At 58.2% G+C, this 17,479-nt stretch carries 17 protein-coding genes and 1 riboswitch; of the genes, 4 read left to right on the top strand and 13 right to left on the bottom strand.

The genetic code is table 11. The features are described from left to right. Position 1 precedes the first annotated feature (1 nt). The 6 genes from rfaE2 to LSG25_RS18290 form a co-directional block, all read right to left on the bottom strand. The gene (gene rfaE2, locus LSG25_RS18315; RefSeq protein WP_232742306.1) at positions 2 to 484 is read right to left on the bottom strand and encodes a D-glycero-beta-D-manno-heptose 1-phosphate adenylyltransferase; all 483 of its coding nucleotides are present in this window, start codon (positions 482 to 484) and stop codon (positions 2 to 4) included. Between the two features lie 41 nt (positions 485 to 525). Continuing rightward, positions 526 to 1,380 (bottom strand): ferritin-like domain-containing protein, encoded by an 855-nt coding sequence (locus LSG25_RS18310; RefSeq protein ID WP_232742305.1) that lies wholly within the window; start codon positions 1,378 to 1,380, stop codon positions 526 to 528. Positions 1,381 to 1,568: 188 nt separating this feature from the next. Further along, on the bottom strand, positions 1,569 to 3,125 hold the full coding sequence (gene ubiB, locus LSG25_RS18305; protein WP_232742304.1) for a ubiquinone biosynthesis regulatory protein kinase UbiB: 1,557 nt from the start codon (positions 3,123 to 3,125) through the stop codon (positions 1,569 to 1,571). 2 nt (positions 3,126 to 3,127) lie between these two features. Next, positions 3,128 to 3,835, bottom strand: coding sequence for an SCP2 domain-containing protein (locus tag LSG25_RS18300; RefSeq protein WP_232742303.1), 708 nt, complete (start codon positions 3,833 to 3,835; stop codon positions 3,128 to 3,130). 90 nt (positions 3,836 to 3,925) lie between these two features. Next, complete coding sequence (locus tag LSG25_RS18295; protein WP_232742302.1) at positions 3,926 to 4,906, bottom strand: Tim44 domain-containing protein; 981 nt, start codon at positions 4,904 to 4,906, stop codon at positions 3,926 to 3,928. Positions 4,907 to 5,099: 193 nt separating this feature from the next. Next, positions 5,100 to 5,744 (bottom strand): TetR/AcrR family transcriptional regulator, encoded by a 645-nt coding sequence (locus LSG25_RS18290; protein WP_232742301.1) that lies wholly within the window; start codon positions 5,742 to 5,744, stop codon positions 5,100 to 5,102. Positions 5,745 to 5,848: 104 nt separating this feature from the next. On the opposite strand from LSG25_RS18290, the gene LSG25_RS18285 reads away from it, so the two are divergent. After that, a complete protein-coding gene (locus tag LSG25_RS18285) occupies positions 5,849 to 6,298 on the top strand; it encodes a DUF2214 family protein (RefSeq protein ID WP_232742300.1) in 450 nt (149 codons plus the stop codon). A 22-nt stretch (positions 6,299 to 6,320) separates the two neighbouring features. Here the strand turns inward: LSG25_RS18285 and ycaO are convergent, their stop codons facing one another. The 4 genes from ycaO to LSG25_RS18265 form a co-directional block, all read right to left on the bottom strand. Next, positions 6,321 to 8,045 carry a 30S ribosomal protein S12 methylthiotransferase accessory factor YcaO gene (ycaO, locus tag LSG25_RS18280; RefSeq protein WP_232742299.1) on the bottom strand — a complete coding sequence of 575 codons (1,725 nt, stop codon included), beginning with the start codon at positions 8,043 to 8,045 and terminating at the stop codon, positions 6,321 to 6,323. Positions 8,046 to 8,115: 70 nt separating this feature from the next. Then, positions 8,116 to 9,381 carry a muropeptide transporter gene (locus tag LSG25_RS18275; protein ID WP_232742298.1) on the bottom strand — a complete coding sequence of 422 codons (1,266 nt, stop codon included), beginning with the start codon at positions 9,379 to 9,381 and terminating at the stop codon, positions 8,116 to 8,118. Then, positions 9,378 to 10,004: a methionine biosynthesis protein MetW gene (gene metW / locus LSG25_RS18270; protein WP_232742297.1), complete on the bottom strand. Its 627-nt coding sequence runs from the start codon at positions 10,002 to 10,004 to the stop codon at positions 9,378 to 9,380. Before metW ends, LSG25_RS18275 begins: the two co-directional genes overlap by 4 nt. Then, complete coding sequence (locus tag LSG25_RS18265; protein ID WP_370635914.1) at positions 10,001 to 11,251, bottom strand: homoserine O-acetyltransferase; 1,251 nt, start codon at positions 11,249 to 11,251, stop codon at positions 10,001 to 10,003. The genes metW and LSG25_RS18265 overlap by 4 nt, the downstream gene beginning before the upstream one ends. After that, positions 11,241 to 11,319, bottom strand: a riboswitch (SAM riboswitch). (Overlaps the previous gene by 11 nt.) A gap of 130 nt (positions 11,320 to 11,449) precedes the next feature. Here LSG25_RS18265 and LSG25_RS18260 point away from each other — a divergent pair. Further along, positions 11,450 to 11,764, top strand: coding sequence for a helix-turn-helix domain-containing protein (locus LSG25_RS18260; protein WP_232742296.1), 315 nt, complete (start codon positions 11,450 to 11,452; stop codon positions 11,762 to 11,764). Here LSG25_RS18260 and LSG25_RS18255 read toward each other — a convergent pair. Continuing rightward, positions 11,649 to 12,161, bottom strand: coding sequence for a hypothetical protein (locus LSG25_RS18255; protein ID WP_232742295.1), 513 nt, complete (start codon positions 12,159 to 12,161; stop codon positions 11,649 to 11,651). The genes LSG25_RS18260 and LSG25_RS18255 overlap by 116 nt on opposite strands. Positions 12,162 to 12,323: 162 nt before the next feature. On the opposite strand from LSG25_RS18255, the gene gshA reads away from it, so the two are divergent. Continuing rightward, positions 12,324 to 13,904 carry a glutamate--cysteine ligase gene (gshA, locus tag LSG25_RS18250; protein ID WP_232742294.1) on the top strand — a complete coding sequence of 527 codons (1,581 nt, stop codon included), beginning with the start codon at positions 12,324 to 12,326 and terminating at the stop codon, positions 13,902 to 13,904. Positions 13,905 to 13,936: 32 nt separating this feature from the next. Here gshA and LSG25_RS18245 read toward each other — a convergent pair whose 3' ends face one another. Together LSG25_RS18245 and LSG25_RS18240 are read right to left on the bottom strand one after the other, a co-directional pair. After that, a complete protein-coding gene (locus LSG25_RS18245) occupies positions 13,937 to 14,917 on the bottom strand; it encodes a tripartite tricarboxylate transporter substrate binding protein (protein WP_232742293.1) in 981 nt (326 codons plus the stop codon). A gap of 36 nt (positions 14,918 to 14,953) precedes the next feature. Beyond that, on the bottom strand, positions 14,954 to 16,378 hold the full coding sequence (locus LSG25_RS18240; protein WP_232742292.1) for a CoA transferase: 1,425 nt from the start codon (positions 16,376 to 16,378) through the stop codon (positions 14,954 to 14,956). Positions 16,379 to 16,477: 99 nt separating this feature from the next. Between LSG25_RS18240 and LSG25_RS18235 the strand changes: the two genes are divergently transcribed. Then, positions 16,478 to 17,446, top strand: coding sequence for a LysR family transcriptional regulator (locus LSG25_RS18235; protein WP_232742291.1), 969 nt, complete (start codon positions 16,478 to 16,480; stop codon positions 17,444 to 17,446). Positions 17,447 to 17,479: the final 33 nt, after the last annotated feature.

The raw sequence follows: 17,479 nt of genomic DNA, 5'->3' as shown, positions 1-17,479 counted from the left end.
ACTACTTTCGAATTCGATCCACCAGTGCTGTGGTAGACCGTTCAAACTCGAAAGGAATGGCCACCGCTTTGCCGCCCCAGCTTTTGACACTGGCGGTTTCAGGCAGGGTTTCCATATCGTAATCGCCGCCCTTCACGATAATGTCGGGCTGCAACTGCTCGATCAGGGCCTGCGGCGTATCCTCGTCGAAATCGGTAACGACCGTTACGCAAGCCAGGGCCGCCAGCAGGGCCGCCCGGTCTTCCATGCGGTTGAGCGGCCGCTCTGAACCCTTGCCCAGGCGCTTGACCGAAGCGTCGGTATTCACAGCCACGATCAGGGTGGCGCCCAATTGGGCGGCCGCGTCCAGATACGCCGCATGGCCTCGATGCAGAATATCGAATACGCCGTTGGTGAAAACGAGCGGCCGCGGCAGTTTCCCGGCCCCGACAGCGGCCACGCATGCTGCGCGCCCCAGAACTTTTGAATCGAAACGTGCCGGCATGCTCTGCAACTCTATTGGATGAACTGTCGCGCGAACGCGAATCAGGCGCCTGCCGGCTGTTCGCGCAACAGCCCCTTGCGGTAACGATTAAGGTCCTGCACCGTGTTGAAGGTACTGTCCATCAACAAGGACATATTGTGCAGAATGCGCGAGCTGACCTTGTTTTCCCAGTCGTTATCGAAGCAGATCTGGTTATCGAGCCAATTCTCCAGCCAGCCTGGCGTGGGCAGCTTGGACTGAACCGTGTCGGCGGGGAACATGTCTTTGTTGACATGCAGGTTGGTGGGGTGCAAAGCCTGGGGTGTACGGTGCGCCGATGCCATCAGGACGCCGATCTTGGAAAATGCGATGCGTGCCTGATGCCCAAGCTCTTTGCCCTGGTTGATCAGGGCTCGCTTCATATAGCGCAAATAGGCCCCCGCATGACGCGCTTCGTCCTGGGAAATAATGCGGTAAATGGCCTTGATGACCGGCTCGGAATGCCAGTCGGAGGCACGGCGATACCAGTGATTCAGGCGAACCTCGCCGCAAAAATGCAGCATCAGGGTTTCAAGCGCGGGAGCGGGGTCGAACTCGAAGCGGACGTTATGCAATTCTTCTTCGGTGGGAACGAGCTCGGGGCGGAATCGGCGCAGATATTCGATCATGGCCAAAGAATGCTTTTGCTCTTCGAAAAACCAGATCGACATGAACGCGCAGAAATCGCTGTCATTGCGGTTATCGCGCAAAAACATTTCGGTAGCCGGCAAGGCCGCCCATTCCGTGATGGCATTCATCTTGATGGTATAAGCCTGTTCGTCAGACAGTTTGCTTCCGTCGAAATCGTCCCAGGGGATATCGGTAGCCATATTCCAGCGCACCGCTTCCATGGATTTGAACAATTCTGGATAAAGCATAAAAATCTCTCTTAAATTTTATCGAGACAATCTGGCGACTATCAATTCCCCGAGGCCCGCCAAACGCTACCCGCTTTTGTCGTTTCTGGCGATTGCCGCCAGAACATCTATATTAAAACTACTATTTATCAAAGATATGTCAGCGCTTGCATTATCTGGCTATAAAAATCGAAGCCTGCATATCCCGTTCAATGGCGTGTCAGCGCCCAGATGGCCACGCCCAGCGCAAGTGCCAACACACCCGCCACCGCCGCCAGCAAACGATTGGTTTGTTCCTGGGCGCGGCGCAGGCGTTCGACCTCGCTGTGCAACTGCGGCGCCATATGGGGACGCATAAGGTTCGCATGGATCAGACGCGGCAATTGAGGCAGCATTTGAGCCCATTGGCCAGCCTCTTTGTCCAGACGCTTGCGCAGGCCGGTCAGGCCGACACGTTCATGCATCCATTTTTCGAGGTACGGCTTGGCCGTTTTCCATAAATCAAGGTTGGGATCGAGATCCCGCCCCATGCCTTCGACATTCAGCAGGGTTTTTTGTAACAATACCAATTGCGGCTGAATTTCAACATTAAAGCGGCGCGAAGTCTGAAACAAACGTAATAATACCTGCCCAAGCGAGATTTCGGCCAGCGGCCGATCGAAATAGGGTTCGCAGACTGCCCGCACAGCGCCTTCGAGCTCTTCTTCGCGCGTCTGCGGCGGGACCCACCCCGACTCGATGTGCAATTGGGCCACACGTCGATAATCGCGTTGAAAGAAAGCCAGGAAATTCTGGGCCAGGTAGTTTTTATCGAACTCCGACAAAGAGCCGACTATGCCGAAATCGAGCGCGATGTAGCGCCCCAATGTCGCCGGAGCGTCCGACACATAGATGTTGCCAGGATGCATGTCGGCGTGGAAAAAACCGTCTGTGAAGACCTGCATGAAGAAGATCTCGACCCCGACGCGCGCCAACTGCTTGATATCGATGCCCGCCTCTTTGAGCCTGTCCATCTGGCTCACCGGTATGCCATGCATGCGTTCCATGGTGAACACGGTGGTCGCGCTGTATTCCCAAACAACCTCGGGGACCATGAGCAAATTTTCACGTCCGGTGCCCGGAGCGAAATTGCGCCGCAGTTGGCTGCAATTGGACGCCTCGCGAATCAGATCGAGTTCATCGTGCAGGTACTTGTCGAATTCGGCCACCACTTCGCGCGGCTTCAAGCGCCGGCCATCCGGAGCCAGGCGCTCGACCAGGCCGGCAATGGCTTTCAGCAGGGTCAGGTCTTTTTCTATGATATCCAGCATGCCCGGCCGCAAGACTTTCACAGCGACTTCACGGCCATCGTGCAGCACAGCCAGATGCACTTGCGCTATGGATGCGGATGCCACCGGATCGGTATCGAACTGCTTGAACAATTCATGCGGAGAGGCACCCAGCGCCGCCTCGACGCAAGCCGCGGCCTGATCGGAAGGAAATGGCGGCACCCGGTCCTGCAAGCTCGCCAGCTCGGTGGCGATATCCAGCGGGATCAAGTCGCGACGCGTGGAAAGAACCTGGCCGAACTTCACAAAAATAGGCCCCAAAGACTCCAGAGCCAAGCGCAGGCGTACCCCACGCGGCATTTTAGGCGGGCGCCCAAAACGCACGACACGCAACAAACCGTTGGCGATCGGATGCTTGATCCCCGACAGTACCAGCTCGTCGAGACGATAGCGCAGCGCCACAAAAATAATGCGAACCAAACGTAGAAAAGTCAGCATCGTCAGGCCCTGCGCACCGTGCCGGACACCCCGGACTCTAGCCTGGAGACACGGTGTTCGAGCACGTCAAGCCTAGCCTGCGACGCCCGCAGCCGCGCGAGCCGCTCTTCAAAAGAGGGGCGCCCCACCAGCAGCTCGCCCTCTTCAGACAAATATTCGCCCACGTTGCCCGCCAGCCGCTCGCCGGCTCTTTGCAAGCTCGCGGAAACCGACTTGAAACCGCTCACCATGCGCAAGGCCGCCACATCGCCGAACAAGCGAGCCAGGTCGGACTCCACATCCCAGCGCAGGTCGCGCGCCAGGTCGGAAACCACGTGCGCCAGTCCGGCGTCGCCCTCTACGTGCATGAGGGCCGCTATTTCGGTTGGATCGCCGGGGCGCAATACGGCCGGAAGATGGCTGAGCTTGTCTGCCGGGATCGTCAGCGTTACATCCGGCACAATGGCAGGATCGGATGCCTCGACATAGCCGTCAGCCCGCAGAGTCAGGCTCAGGCTGATTCGCCCCAGTACAAACCGCAGGGTTTTACCGGCATGGCGACTTAAACGCTCCCGCGCCCATTCTTCGCGCTGCAACAACTTGTTGAGCGTACGCGCGAAAACGGCGGCCGGGGTCAGGAAAGACGGAATTGGAAGCATGCTCGGGAACATTCGCGACATGCGCGAAGCTATTTTTGGCTGGCGAAAGCTCAAGTTTAACGGTTTTGCCATGAAAAATGCCTGAGCACGCAGCTCAGGCACTGGAAGGAAAGCAAAACGCGCTTGCGAGCCAAGCGCGCAGTGTTGGCCAAAGGCCCTTATTTAGCTGGCAAACTCCAGCGGAATCTGCTGTATGCCGGCCAACAACCAGCCGGCGTTTTCGGCTTTGTACAGATTCCAGACCTCTTCGAAGCGGAATGCCTCGGCCTCTTTGGATTCGCGCAACATGCCCGAATACCGGACGCTTGCCAGATACCCGCCCGATACCGATTCGATGCCAAGCAGTTCGGCGTTGAGCAGCACCACCTCGGTTTGCGTGGTGCCGTCGCGGGCCAGCACCTGCGGCTTAAGCTCGGCAATCAGGTCGTCGGTCAGGTAGTCGGTGAGCTTTTTGACGTCGCCGCTATCCCATACGGCTTGGATCGCCACGAACTGCGCCTTGGCCTGGGCAAGAAACTCGGGCGTGTTGAAGTCGCCCGGGATGAACCATTTTTCATCGACGGGCGCGGCCGGTGCCGGCGCAAAAGCGGCCGCAGACGGCGCCGCGGCCGCGGGTATGTCTGCCTGACGGTGCGAATCTTGCTGATTTGCGTAGCTGCGATCGGGAGGCGCGGCAGCGCCGGCCGCCGCCCTTTGCATAAGGGAATTACCCGACGCGGCACGCACGCGGCGCACAATGTACAGGACGCCAAACACCAGGATGGCGATCAGGGCAAGGCTGGAGAGCATCTCTAGAAAAGCGCCCGACAGGCCAAGATGCGACAACAGGGACGCAATGCCCAGGCCGGCGGCAATACCCGCGATGGGGCCCAGCCAGCGCGACATGCCGCTTTTGGCCGCTGTGCCGGCTGCTGCGGCACCCGCCGTGCCCGCGGCCGCTGCCGGAGCAGCCGTACGCGGCATGGCCGTTGCCGCAGGCGGCGTAACAGCCTGGCGCTGCTGCGTAACATTGGACGATTGCCGGCCGAAACTGCCGCCACCGCCCATGCGCCGGGCCTCGGCGTCGAAGGACGTCGAAAGCATTGCGCCCGCCGATACCACCAGCATGGCAATGGCCAAAAGCCGTGAAAACCGTTGAGACATTAACTGTGCTCCTGTAGGGGCCGGGCAATATACCCGGCCGATCCATTAATTTAAAACCATCATAGGGCAGGCAAAGCAAGAAACTTACTAAAACCTGAATAGCATCTTAAACTAAGACGGACCAGGGAGCAATAAGTTCCGCATGTAAAGACCGCCCTGGAAATCAATGGATGGTAGCGTACACGGGGCCGCTCTACAGCCCCTTTTCGACCATATCCAGCAGCCTCTGCCCGATGGCATTCCTTTGTACCGGGGATGCGCCATGCAAAGGCCCGTCGGCGGCAAGCAAGGCCAGGCCGTGCACCGCGGACCACGCCAGATATTCCGCGCCAGGACGGCGTTCGGGTGGCAATGCGCCGGCATCCACAAGCGCGTCCAGCGCGGTGCTCAGCAATTGAAAAGGATTCAGGCCGCTTCGCCCGGTTTTGGCGGGATCGGTATCGCCTTCGACTTCTTCCACAACCGAGAACGCCGTGTGAAACAAACCCCGTTCGGCATCGGCGAATCGCAAATAGCCAACACCCACCGCCCGTAGTTTGGCGCGCGCGGATTCGACCGCGGGCAGGCTATTGTCAATCTGGGCCAATTCGGCTTCCATGGCAACAGCCAGTTCCGACAAGGCCGCGGCACGCACTGCTTCGAAGAGGTCCTGCCTGCTCGCAAAGTGCCTGTAGGCCGCATTGGGAACCACGCCCGCCTGCCGGGTCACTTCTCGCAAAACGACAGCATCGGGGCCTCCCCTGCGTGCAAGCGCGACACCGGCGTCCAGCAGCGCGCGCCGCAGATCTCCGTGGCGATAGCTTGTGCGCCGCTGCGGTTTTTTTATTGCAACTGGCATCGTTTCTCCATGTGTACACTGTCCATTATATATGCTACATTTTTGTGTACACCGTACACAATTACAGTAGGTGCGGGCAAACCCTCGGCCAACGGAAAACATTCATGAGCTCATTATTCGCATTCCTGCACCATATTGCCGCGTTTACCCTGATATCTGCGCTGGTCGTCGAATGCGTGCTGTTACGAGAGGCCGTCACGGTTTCAGCAGCACGCAAAATATTGACTACCGACGCCATTTTCGGCGTATCCGCAGGCATCATTCTCGTTATCGGGCTGATTCGGGTTTTCTATTTCGAGAAAGGCGCAGGCTACTATTTCAGCAACGGTCCGTTCCTGGTCAAACTGACGCTCTTTGCTCTTATCGGCTGCCTGTCGATTTACCCAACAAAACAGTTCCTGTCATGGCGCCCCGCGACCAAAACCGGGCAAGCACCCGCCATCGGCAGCGGCACTCTGCGAAAATTGCGGACAACCATTTACCTGGAAATGACTGCCGCCGTTTTCCTGATTCTTTGTGCCGCGCTTATGGCGCGCGGCGTCGGCAGCTTCTGACCCGCTTCTTTCATGAAGCCGGCTATCCCTGCTCTGCGGCAAACAATTTATCGTATGCCGCCAGCAGGGTCTGGTGCATTGCGCTGCCTTGCATATCGGCGCCCAGGGTCTGCAGCCCGAAAAACCGCTCGCTGCGATCGAGCAAGGCCTCGGCTTGCCTGACTGTTTCGGCGCCATACAGCAATATCAAGGAACGGCGATAGTTTTCGATATCCTCGACATTCAGCATGCTTTCAATGCAGCGATACACCAGCCGGCGTGCCGGATCCAGATCGTTGAAGTGATGGATCCAGTCGCAGCCTTCACGAATCGCCTCTTCGTCGCCAACGGCCAGCCCCAACAGCGTTTTCAGCTCACCTATACGCAGTTGCTTCCATGGCGTGCCAAGCGGGATCGCCAGGCCGAGGATTTCCCATAACGGGCGTTCGTCGTTCAGATTCATGGTTTGCAGATCGGATAGCAGCTCGGCGGCCTCGCCGTCGCTCAGCTCGGACAGGCGCACCAGCGCAGGACGAATCGCATTGCCGATGCTGTTGTTTTCCCATTCCAGGTCTTCCACCGGGTAAATCTCGGACATGCCGGGCACCAGAATGCGGCAACTGTATGCGCCCTGCTCGCTGAAATCGGACACATAAATGTCTTTGCCTTCACCATGAATGCAATTGACCAGCCAGTGATAGTCTTCTTCGGTGGTCGTGCTGAAGTTCCAGTCCGCAAAGGGGAAATCCGGCGCATCGCCCATGAAATTCCAGCTGATTACACCGCTTGAATCGACAAAGTGGATTTCCAGGTTGGCGACAGCATTGATTTCGCTCATGTCGAAGCCAGGCTCGGGGAAGCCCTCCAGGGAATCGAGCGCACGCCCCTGCAACAATTCGGTCATGGCTCTTTCAAGCGCGATCTCAAGGCGAGGGTGCGCGCCGTAGCTGGAAAATACGCCCTGATCCTTGGGGTGTACCAGTGTCACATTCATGACAGGATAGCGGCCGCCAAGCGATGCGTCCTTCACCAGAATACCGAAGCCGGCGCGGCGCAAACCGGCGATGCCGGCCTGGATGTTCGGGAACCGCGCAAGCACATCATCCGGGACTTCCGGCAAGCACAGCCCTTCGCTGATGATGCGATACTTGATGTGCCGCTCGAAGATCTCGGACATGGCCTGGGTGCGCGCCTCCATCATGGTGTTGCCTGCCGCCATGCCGTTGCTGACATACAGATTGCCAATAATATTGACCGGAATATAAGTCTGTGCACCGTCGCGCAGGCGGGTGTAGGGCAAGGCGCAGATGCCGCGCGCCACATTGCCGGAGTTCAGGTCGACCAGCACTTCGCCATCGATGCTGCCGTCCGGGTTGTAGAAAGCGTGCAACTCCGGGTTGAGCAATTCAGCCGGCCACTTGCCGTCGGCCGTTGGAGCGAACCAGCGCTCTTGCGGATAATGCGTAAAAGGGCTGTTGGCACGGGTTTCGCCCAGATAAAAATGGGTCCAGAAATAATGAGTGCCGAGACGCTCGAAAAACTCGCCGTAGGCGCTGGCGCGCGCGGCCAGTTCCGTTGCCCCCTTGCCGTTGGAAAACAGCATTGGGCACTCATCGTCTTTCATGTGTGTCGACCAGATGCCATCGACTTCATGCAACAAGGACGACTCGTTGAGGCGAAACCCGCGCGCGGCCAGCTTTCCCCTCATGGTTTCGATGGTCGACTCGAGGGAGGCGTCTTTGCCAGGAATAAAACTTTCGGTTTTCATACGGATATCTCGGTGGGGGAAGCGGCAAATGAGCGCGAACGGCTGGCAGGCGGCCGCCAGGAGGGCGGAATCAGGAGTGCAGGGTTTCAAGGCCTTCGATTTCGGCGCGCCGCCACCACAACAGTATCAGGCCTGGCATGGCAATGAATACCGTTGTGGTGAAGAACACCGGCCACCCAAGATGCTCCACCAGCGGCGGAGTCAACGGCCCGGCCAGGTAAGTGCGGCCCACCGCCGACAGGGCCGACAGCAAGGCAAACTGCGTGGCGGAAAACTCATGCTTGCAAAGCGCCATGAGCAAGGCCACAAACGCCGCCGTACCCAGGCCGCCGCATAGATTTTCGAAGGCAACCACGGCCGCCATGGAATAAAGATGGGGCGGTGTCACCGCGAGCAGCCAATAACCGAAATTCGACACGGCCTGGAGAATCCCGAACAGCATCAGGGATCGGTACAGGCCCAGGCGCGCCATCAATGAACCACCCATCAGGGCGCCGACAATCGTGGCGATCAGGCCGAACACCTTGTTGACAGTGCCGACTTCGGAAACGCTGAACCCGGCGCCGCGCAATAAAAAGGTGGTTGACAGCGCACCCGCAAAGGCATCGCCCAGCTTGTACAGAACAATCAGCAGCAAGATTGTGATGGCGCCGCGCCGCCGGAAGAATTCGGCCAGCGGTTCCACCACCGCCAGCGCCAACGTTCTGGGCGCCCGCGCTACCTCTTCGGGCTCGGGCGCCATGAGGGTCGCACACGCGCACACAACCATGAACAGGCCCATCAGGAAATAGGTATTGCCCCAACCAAGCCACTGATCGGCAAGAACCAGGGCCAGGCCGCCAGACACGATCATGGCCAGCCGATAGCCCAGTACCTTGACGGCCGCGCCGGCAGCCCGCTCGTGTTTGCGCAGTACGTCGGTGCTATAGGCATCGAAGGCAATGTCCTGGGTGGCCGATAAAAACGCCACTACCAGCGCCAGCGCCGCCAGCGCGCCCAGATTGTTCGACGGCGAAAGCAGGCCCATGCCCGCAATGGCCAGCGCCAAAAGGAGTTGAGTGAAGAAAATCCAGCTGCGACGCCGGCCCAGCATGGGCGGCGCATAACGATCGACAAACGGCGCCCACAAAAACTTGAGCGTATAGGCCGAGCCGATCAAGGTCAGGAAGCCGATATCCTGAAGGGACACATTGGACACAGTGGCCCAGGCCTGCAAGGTGCCGCTCGTCAGGGCCAGCGGCAAACCGCTGGCAAACCCCAGAACCAGCAGGGGAATGACGCGCGGACTGGCATATACATTGGACGAAGAAACGATGATTCCCCCTGTTTTTTTCAAGCGGCCCGTTTGGGCGATTCAAACCGGTACAGGGCCAGCGTACTGCGCCAGCTCGGCAGCAAACGAACTTCTTTGTTGAAATTGAAGGTTGCCAGATGCGTAATGCGCAAATCAAGCGAAGCCGCGAGATCCTGGAAATCTTTGAGCGTGCACAAATGAATATTGGGCGTGTCGTACCACTGATAAGGCATTTCGCCGGTAACCGGCATGCGCCCGCGCAAAATCGACCAGCCATGCGGCCAGTACCCGAAATTGGGAAACGACACGATCCCGAAGCGCGCCACCCGGGCCATCTCACGCAGGATATGCTCGGTATGGTGCATGGATTGCAGCGTCTGGGACAGCACCACCGTATCGAACTGCTGGTCGTCGAACAGCGCCAGGCCTTCTTCGAGATTTTGCTGAACCACCGATACGCCACGCTGTACCGAGGCGATGAAATGCGCACTATTCAGCTCGACCCCGGCCCCTTCGACTTCTTTTTTGTCGCGCAAATAGGCCAGCAGGTCGCCGTCGCCGCAACCCAGGTCAAGCACGCGGCTTTGCGGCATGATCCAGCTGGCAATACGTGCCAGGTCGGGCCGCAAGGGGCTCTGGTCCGCGGCAGATTGAATCGTGGTCACGCTAAGACTCCGGTGGTCGAGGTGCGCTCGGGCAGGCCAAGTTTATACGCAATCCGATCGTAATAACCCTGCACCACGGCATGATAACGGGGGTCTTCAAGCAGAAACGCGTCGTGGCCGTGCGGCGCATCGATCTCGGCATACGTGACCGGCCGCTTGTTTTTAAGCAAGGCACGGACAATCTCGCGCGAACGGGCGGGCGGAAAGCGCCAGTCGGTGGTAAACGAAACCAGCAGGAAGTCGGCGCTGACCTTGTCGAGGGCCTGGGCCAGATCGCCGCCATAATTGCGCGCCGGATCGAAATAATCGAGTGCCCGGGTAATCAGCAAATATGTATTGGCATCGAAATAGCCGGAAAACTTTTCGCCCTGGTAGCGCAGATAGGATTCCACTTCGAATTCGACGTCGTAGCCATAATGGAATTCGCCTCCAGCGGCCGGCGCGCGCTGGGTACGGCCGAATTTTTCGGCCATATCGTCGTCGGACAGGTAGGTGATGTGGCCCAGCATGCGGGCGACCGACAGGCCGCGCTTGGGCACGGTGTTGTGCGCCAGGTAATCGCCGCCGTGGAAATCGGGGTCGGAAATGATCGAGCGGCGCGCCACTTCATTAAAGCCGATATTCTGGGCCGACAGGCGCGGTGTACTGGCAATGACAATGCAGTGCCCAACCCGATCGGGGCAGGTAACCGCCCAGCTCAATGCCTGCATCCCCCCCAGCGATCCCCCCATGACCGCGGCGAATTTTTCTATTCCCAATGAGTCGGCCAGCCGAACCTGGGCGCGCACCCAATCTTCGACGGTCAGAACGGGAAAAGCCGCCCCCCAGGGCTTGCCAGTATCGGGGTGAAGGCTGACAGGGCCGGTCGAGCCAAAACAGGAGCCAATGTTATTGACCCCGATCACAAAGAAACGATTGGTATCGACAGCCTTGCCGGGGCCGACCATATTGTCCCACCACCCCAGATCTTTGGCGTCGTTGGCCGCCATCCCGGCCACATGGTGCGAGGCATTCAGGGCATGGCAAACCAGCACGGCGTTGCTGCGGGCTTCGTTAAGCACTCCGTAAGTTTCAACTGCCAGTTCGTAAGACGGCAAAACCTGGCCGCTGGCAAGCGGCAATGGATCGCTGAATGTAAAAAACCGGGGAGATACAAATCCGACTGAGCCGCTGGGAATGGGGACGTCGGGGGTGGAAGGGGGAAGTATGGGCTGTACGGCAGACGCGGAAACGGGAATATGGGCCATATGGACCTCTTTAGCTGGATTTATGAGGCGCCCGCAAGCAGATCAAGCAAATCGGCGCTGAATCGATGTAGGATTTTATCACTATCCGGCTGCCCAGGCATTGTTTTGTCCTTCTGCGTTTTACCGATATGAATAAAATTGATACATTAGTTAAATAAATGTAATCAAACTTGGCATCGATGTACGGAGAACGGACGCATGAATCCTCTTACCACCAAAGAACTCACCTGCTTGCGCTGGGCGGCAATCGGCAAGACCAGTTGGGAAATGGGAGTGATTCTGGGCATCGCCGAACGCACAGTCAATTTTCATATTCACAATGCCTGCAAGAAACTCCAGGTACACAGCCGGCAGGCGGCTATTACGGCAGCGCTCCAGGCCGGCTGGCTAAACGTACTTACCGAGTCAGCACCAGCGAGCGAAAAAATTCATCCGCTTCCGGCTGCGGGTAAGATCCGGCAGCCGCTGTCACCATACCCTCGACCAGGCCCTGCGGCAGCAACCAAGCCTTAGCTTCGAGCCTGGCAGGCCCTTGAGGCGTTGTGCCGTCGATAGCAAAACGGCTGCCGAAGTCTGGAAGAACCTCGGGTACCGCCACACCCAGGCCCTGGTACAGCGAGCGGATCACCCCTTGGCCGAAATCCCGCCGCAGTTGATCGTTATCGGGCAATCCCGCGGGCAAAGACGCATAGCCCACCGCAAACACCACATCGTTGACCTTGGCAGTCGTCAGGAAAAACTCGACCTGATGGCCGGAGAACTCGAGTTTCCGCTGCTGGGTAACAGGCCTGTCGGGGAAGATCGCCTTGGCCGCGCCGCCGGCCACCCGGGCTTCCCGCCAGTTGTACTGCGGCGAACACCCTGCCAGCAAGGCAAGAAAAATGACAACGATTCCGGCATACCTGAACACGGAACCTCCCTCTGCTGTTTAATTGATGGAAGAATCAGTTTACCGTTCCCTGGCCTGTCATCGAAAGGCCTGCGCTTGACCCCTCGTGCCGTGGCCCCTCTTCACCACAAATTCCGAAACACCCGTAAAATCGCAGGCTGAATTCATAAAAATACTCCTGCGATGACTCTTAGCTCCGAACGCCACGCCGCACTGCGCCAGAACCCCAGGCTGCTCAAAGGTATCTTGCGCGGTATCGAAAAAGAGGGCTTGCGCGTCGACAATCAAGGGGTGCTGGCCACGACGCCTCATCCTGTTGCCCTGGGATCTGCGCTGACCAACCCCCGGATCACGACCGACTATTCCGAGTCCCTGCTCGAATTGATTACCGGCACCCACGACTCCGTCGCCGGCCTGCTGGAAGAGCTGGAAGACACCCACCGCTTTGTTGCGCGACAGTTGCGCGACGAGCTGATCTGGAATCAATCCATGCCGGCGCACCTGCCCGAGGAAGCCGACATTCCAATCGCCTGGTATGGCAGTTCAAACACCGGCATGCTCAAACATGTGTATCGACGCGGTCTGGCCGAACGCTATGGCAAAACCATGCAATGCATTGCGGGCGTGCACTACAATTTTTCCCTGCCCGACGAAATCTGGGAGCACTTCGGCGTCGACGGGTCTTCGATCGAAGACCGGCGTTCCAAAGGCTATCTGGCCCTGATCCGTAACTTTACGCGCTATTCCTGGCTGCTGATGTACTTGTTCGGGGCCTCGCCGGCGGTATCCCGCAAATTCTTGCGCGACGCCAAGCACTCGCTGCTGAGCCTGGACGACGACACTCTGTATCTGCCCTACGCAACGAGCCTGCGCATGAGCGATTTCGGCTATCAGAACAAGGCCCAATCGGAATTGCAGCTCTGTTACAACGATATCGAAACTTTCCTGAACCGCATGTATAACGCGGTAACCAAGCCATGGCCCGCTTATGAAGCAATAGGCACGCACCGCAACGGCGAATGGATCCAGCTCAATACCCATATCCTGCAGATCGAGAACGAGTATTACTCGACCATCCGTCCCAAGCGCACCACCGGACGCTGCGAACGTCCCGCCACCGCGCTGGCCGCGCGCGGCGTGCAGTACATCGAAGTGCGCTGCCTGGATATCGACCCGGAGTCGCCAATCGGCATTTCAGCGCAGACCAGCCATTTCATGGATGCGTTCCTGCTGTTTTGCGCGTCCGAAGACAGCCCTTTCTTCCCCGAAACGGGAATGTGCCGCAATAGCCGCAATAATTTCAGCACGGTAGTGAAAGAAGGCCGCAAGCCCGGCCTGCAACTCGTCAAGGCAGACGCAACCGAGTCAGATCAAGCCATCGGCCTGGTCCAGTGGGGCAATGAGCTGCTCGAGCGTATTTTGCCCTACGCCCAGATGCTGGATGCCGCCCATGGCGGCGGCCAGCACTATGCCCAGGCCGTGCAGGCACAGGCACCCAAGCTTCAAGACAGCGAGCAGACCCCTTCGGCCCGATTGCTGCGCGCGCTGCGTGACGAACGAATCAGCCTGCACGACTACACCCTGCGGCAGAGCCAGCGGCACCGCGACGCGCTGCGGGCCGTTGCGCTCAGCCAGTCCAAGCAGCAAGCGCTTGCCGATTTGGCGGGGCAATCCTTGCAGGAACAGGTCAGGCTGGAACAAAGCGACACCGAAAGCTTCGATGCCTACGTGGCCCGTTACCATGCCGCGCTCAAGCGCCCCTGATCCGGGCACCGTGAATCGACCTGGCCGAATGATCAATTCATCTTCAGGCCGATTCTTTTAATGGTCTTCGACCAACGGTCATATTCGCTATTGATGTAGTCCTGGCATTGTCCCGGCGTTTTCTCCATGACTTCGGCGCCCTGGAAATGCAGGCTTTTCAACACCTTCGGATCTTTCAGCGCCTTCTGCAAGGCCTGATTCAGTGTTTCCAGAATCGCGGGGTCGGTGCCCTTCGGCGCCAATACCGTCTGCCACGTACCCGCGTCGAACCCCTTCAATTGGGGAATACTTTCGCTCAGCGTGGGCACATCGGGCAAGGCAATCGAACGTTTGGCCGACGTCACCGCCAGGGCCTTCACCTGCCCACCCTTGATAAAGGGAGTCGCACTATTAAATGAGCCTGAATACATGAAATTCGTATTTCCGGCGGCCAGGTCGGTCAAGGCCGGCCCGTTTCCTTTATAGGGCACATGCTGGAATTTCAGGCCCAGGGTATGGGCTATGTCCATCGCCACCAGGTGATCGATGGAACCATTCCCCGACGAGCCCATGAAATATTTGCCGGGATTGGCCTTCAGCAATTTATAAAAGTCCCGGGCATTGCCGACATCTATCTTCTTGGATACGAGCAATATCAGCGGCACCGCCGCGGTGCAGCCTGCCGCCACGAACGCCTTCTTGGGATTCAGGTCTTCACGGCCGAACAGCGCCGGCGCGGTGGTAATGGACGAACTTCCGTACATCAGCGTGTATCCGTCAGGCTTGGCCCTGAGCAGCTCCTGCGCGGCAATATTGCCGCCCGCTCCAGGTCGGTTTTCTATCACCATGGGAACTTTCAGCTCTTCGGCCACCTTGCTGAACAGCACCCTGCCAATGGCATCGGTAGGCCCGCCTGGAGCAAAACCGATAATGACCGTTACCGCCTTATCCGGATACTTCGCCTGCGCGCAGCCCTGGAATCCCATCAGGCCCAGTCCAGCCACAGCAAGAGCCATCACCATTTTTTTAAACATTGTCTTCTCCTTTTTTATTGGCATTTGCAAAACAACTCAACAGGACAGCCACGCAGGTTCATGCGCGCCGATCGGCGCGGGCGGCAAGGACCAATAGGCCTGTGTATGGGAAAAATGGGCAACGGGCGGCAATTGTTCCAGGACACCGTAGGCCGATTGCCGCTTCTCCAGAACCGGGTTCAGATGCTCGGCAAAATGCCTGCCCCTGGCCGCTTCATCGATCTCATTTTCCAGCCCCAGGCTTTGCACCCACATGGAAGTCCTGGTCAGGGAGACTTTCACGTGATAGCTGCCGCCCTCGGTGGCCCGGCGGATCAAAGCCAGCATGACGCCGGCCGCTCCCAGATAACCTGTCAGATAGTCGTTCAACAGATACGTGGGCACCAGGCGGGGACGGCCCGACCGACTTTCTTCCAGTGCGATACCGCTGACTACCTGCCCCAGTTGTTCAAAACCGCCGCGTGTCGCCCAGGGACCTTGATCGCCAAACGCGCTGACCGAAACATAAATGATTCCCGGCCGGATCGCCGCGGCCTCTTCAGGCCCCAAGCCTCGATTCTTTAAACTCTGCGAACGCCAGGATTGAACCATGACGTCCGCCCCGACTATGAGCTGCCTGATTTTCCGGCGGTCCAGCTCCGAGTTCAGATCGATGAAGGCCGAGCGCTTGCCTATATTCGTGTCGATCGTTTGCCGGAACGGATCCTGCCGCAAGGGCGGCGACACGCGCAAAACTTCGGCGCCGTGCTCCGCCAGCGACCTGGCCACGACCGGCCCGGCGATAACGTGCCCCATGTCCAGTACGCGCACATTCTCCAACGGCCTGCTCTGCGCCCTTGAATGCTCCACGTCGCTGTCGCCTATTTTTTCGATTTCGATCACCGGTGTCCGGGACAATTGCCGGCCTTGCGGATGCCGCAGCCATTCCTCCCGGGACCGGGCGAACACGCCGGGCAGCTTTTCCCGGGCAAACGCATCTTCCAGATCCTGCGCGTTCCATTTGCGGATCGCCGCCCCCAGGGCATCGGAACTATTGGAGGATTGCAGCAAGTCCAGCACGCCATCCCTCAAATGCGGATACGAACCTATCGGGAAAAACCAGCGCTCATCGGCCGTTTTATAGAAATCGGCCTTCAATTCCGTCAATAAGGACAGAGCGGGAAGCGCATAGCCGCTCTGCTTTTGGAAATGGCCCGGATTCAGCGAACTCGCCGCCTGCATCCAGTCGATGCCAACGACCTGATGCTGGCCGCTTGTCATGTGCCACCACTTCTCGACCGCCAAGGCATAGGCGCCTATGGCACCGGCCGCCGCCACGCTGAGTTTGTGCCGGCTATCGAATGGCGGCACCGAACCAAACAGGCGCAGCCTCTTTGAAGGATCCTCAAAAGACGAATGCGATTCCAGCAATTCGGATATCGACCGGCACGCTTCCTTGTATAACGCTGCTGACTTACTCATCACTGCGCCTTATCGATGCGGGGATGGGAAAGTGTATAGCCCTTCAAAACAAGGGTCTAACATATAATTCATCGTTCTGTAAGATAAAAAATGTCTTAAATGCTAAACAGCAGACTTCTCAAGCAATTTATTGCCGTTGCCGAAGAGCTCCATTTCGGGCGCGCCGCGGAGCGTGTGAATATTGCCCAGTCGCCTTTGAGCCAGGCCATGCAAAAGCTCGAGACTTATGTGGGAACAGCGCTTTTCCTGCGCAACAAACGAGCGGTTTCCCTGACCCCCGCGGGCAAGGTTTTCCTGGACGAAGCGTACCAATGGCTGAAATACGAGCAATTGGCCATCGAGCGCGCGCAATCGGCAAAAAACGGGGAAATCGGCCATCTATCGATTGGTTTCATAGGAAGCGCCGGCTACGGCTTCATGCCTACCCTGATCAACCATTTCCGCCAAAGCCATCCCAGGATTCGGCTGCGCCTTGTAGAAATGACGACCCTGGACCAGCTCGAACAACTCAAGAACCGGTATCTGGACCTGGGGCTGCTGCGCACACCCCTGGCCCAGAAAACATCGCTTATTCAAACCCACCTTTACGCGCACGACAAGCTCATGGTGGCGCTACCCAAGAAGCACCCGCTGAGCGGCCAGAAAACGATAGGATTAAAACAGCTGGCGCATGAATCGTTTGTGGCCTTCTCGAAAGAAAAAGTACCGGCGGCGCATGCGCAAATGATCGCAGCCTGTTCGACGGCGGGCTTCTACCCGGATATCGCCCAGGAATGCAGCCAGGTCGCAAGCGTCATCTGCTTTGTGGCCGCCGGGCTGTCCATTGCCCTCATCCCCAGTAACCTTACCGCCCTTATCCACCCCAAGGTCCAGTACATTCCTCTATCGGACAAAACGCCCTTCCTGAATCAGGAAATCTCCATCGCCTGGCGAAGCAACGACGATAGCCCGGCGCTGGCGTCATTCCTGAAAGCGGCTGGGTCCTTGCAGGAACAAATCGGTACAGTTCGCAAAGAACCCGGGCTGGCGCGCCTCAACCAGGCGCATCGCGCGGAGGGCAGCGTCTAACACCGTTTTCAAACTTCAGTTATCTGGAAATGG

It is taken from the genome of Paralcaligenes sp. KSB-10 (assembly GCF_021266465.1).
Lineage (GTDB): Bacteria > Pseudomonadota > Gammaproteobacteria > Burkholderiales > Burkholderiaceae_B.
The sequence above is the reverse complement of the archived record's forward strand: the minus strand, read 5'-3'. Positions and strand labels throughout refer to the sequence as shown.

Excerpts from the sequence above, each read along its gene's own strand:
- rfaE2 (WP_232742306.1), bottom strand. The coding sequence starts at position 484 with ATGCCGGCACGTTTCGATTCAAAAGTTCTGGGGCGCGCAGCATGCGTG.
- LSG25_RS18310 (WP_232742305.1), bottom strand. The coding sequence starts at position 1,380 with ATGCTTTATCCAGAATTGTTCAAATCCATGGAAGCGGTGCGCTGGAAT.
- ubiB (WP_232742304.1), bottom strand. The coding sequence starts at position 3,125 with ATGCTGACTTTTCTACGTTTGGTTCGCATTATTTTTGTGGCGCTGCGC.
- LSG25_RS18300 (WP_232742303.1), bottom strand. The coding sequence starts at position 3,835 with ATGGCAAAACCGTTAAACTTGAGCTTTCGCCAGCCAAAAATAGCTTCG.
- LSG25_RS18295 (WP_232742302.1), bottom strand. The coding sequence starts at position 4,906 with ATGTCTCAACGGTTTTCACGGCTTTTGGCCATTGCCATGCTGGTGGTA.
- LSG25_RS18290 (WP_232742301.1), bottom strand. The coding sequence starts at position 5,744 with ATGCCAGTTGCAATAAAAAAACCGCAGCGGCGCACAAGCTATCGCCAC.
- LSG25_RS18285 (WP_232742300.1), top strand. The coding sequence starts at position 5,849 with ATGAGCTCATTATTCGCATTCCTGCACCATATTGCCGCGTTTACCCTG.
- ycaO (WP_232742299.1), bottom strand. The coding sequence starts at position 8,045 with ATGAAAACCGAAAGTTTTATTCCTGGCAAAGACGCCTCCCTCGAGTCG.
- LSG25_RS18265 (WP_370635914.1), bottom strand. The coding sequence starts at position 11,251 with ATGGCCCATATTCCCGTTTCCGCGTCTGCCGTACAGCCCATACTTCCC.
- LSG25_RS18260 (WP_232742296.1), top strand. The coding sequence starts at position 11,450 with ATGAATCCTCTTACCACCAAAGAACTCACCTGCTTGCGCTGGGCGGCA.
- gshA (WP_232742294.1), top strand. The coding sequence starts at position 12,324 with ATGACTCTTAGCTCCGAACGCCACGCCGCACTGCGCCAGAACCCCAGG.
- LSG25_RS18245 (WP_232742293.1), bottom strand. The coding sequence starts at position 14,917 with ATGTTTAAAAAAATGGTGATGGCTCTTGCTGTGGCTGGACTGGGCCTG.
- LSG25_RS18240 (WP_232742292.1), bottom strand. The coding sequence starts at position 16,378 with ATGAGTAAGTCAGCAGCGTTATACAAGGAAGCGTGCCGGTCGATATCC.
- LSG25_RS18235 (WP_232742291.1), top strand. The coding sequence starts at position 16,478 with ATGCTAAACAGCAGACTTCTCAAGCAATTTATTGCCGTTGCCGAAGAG.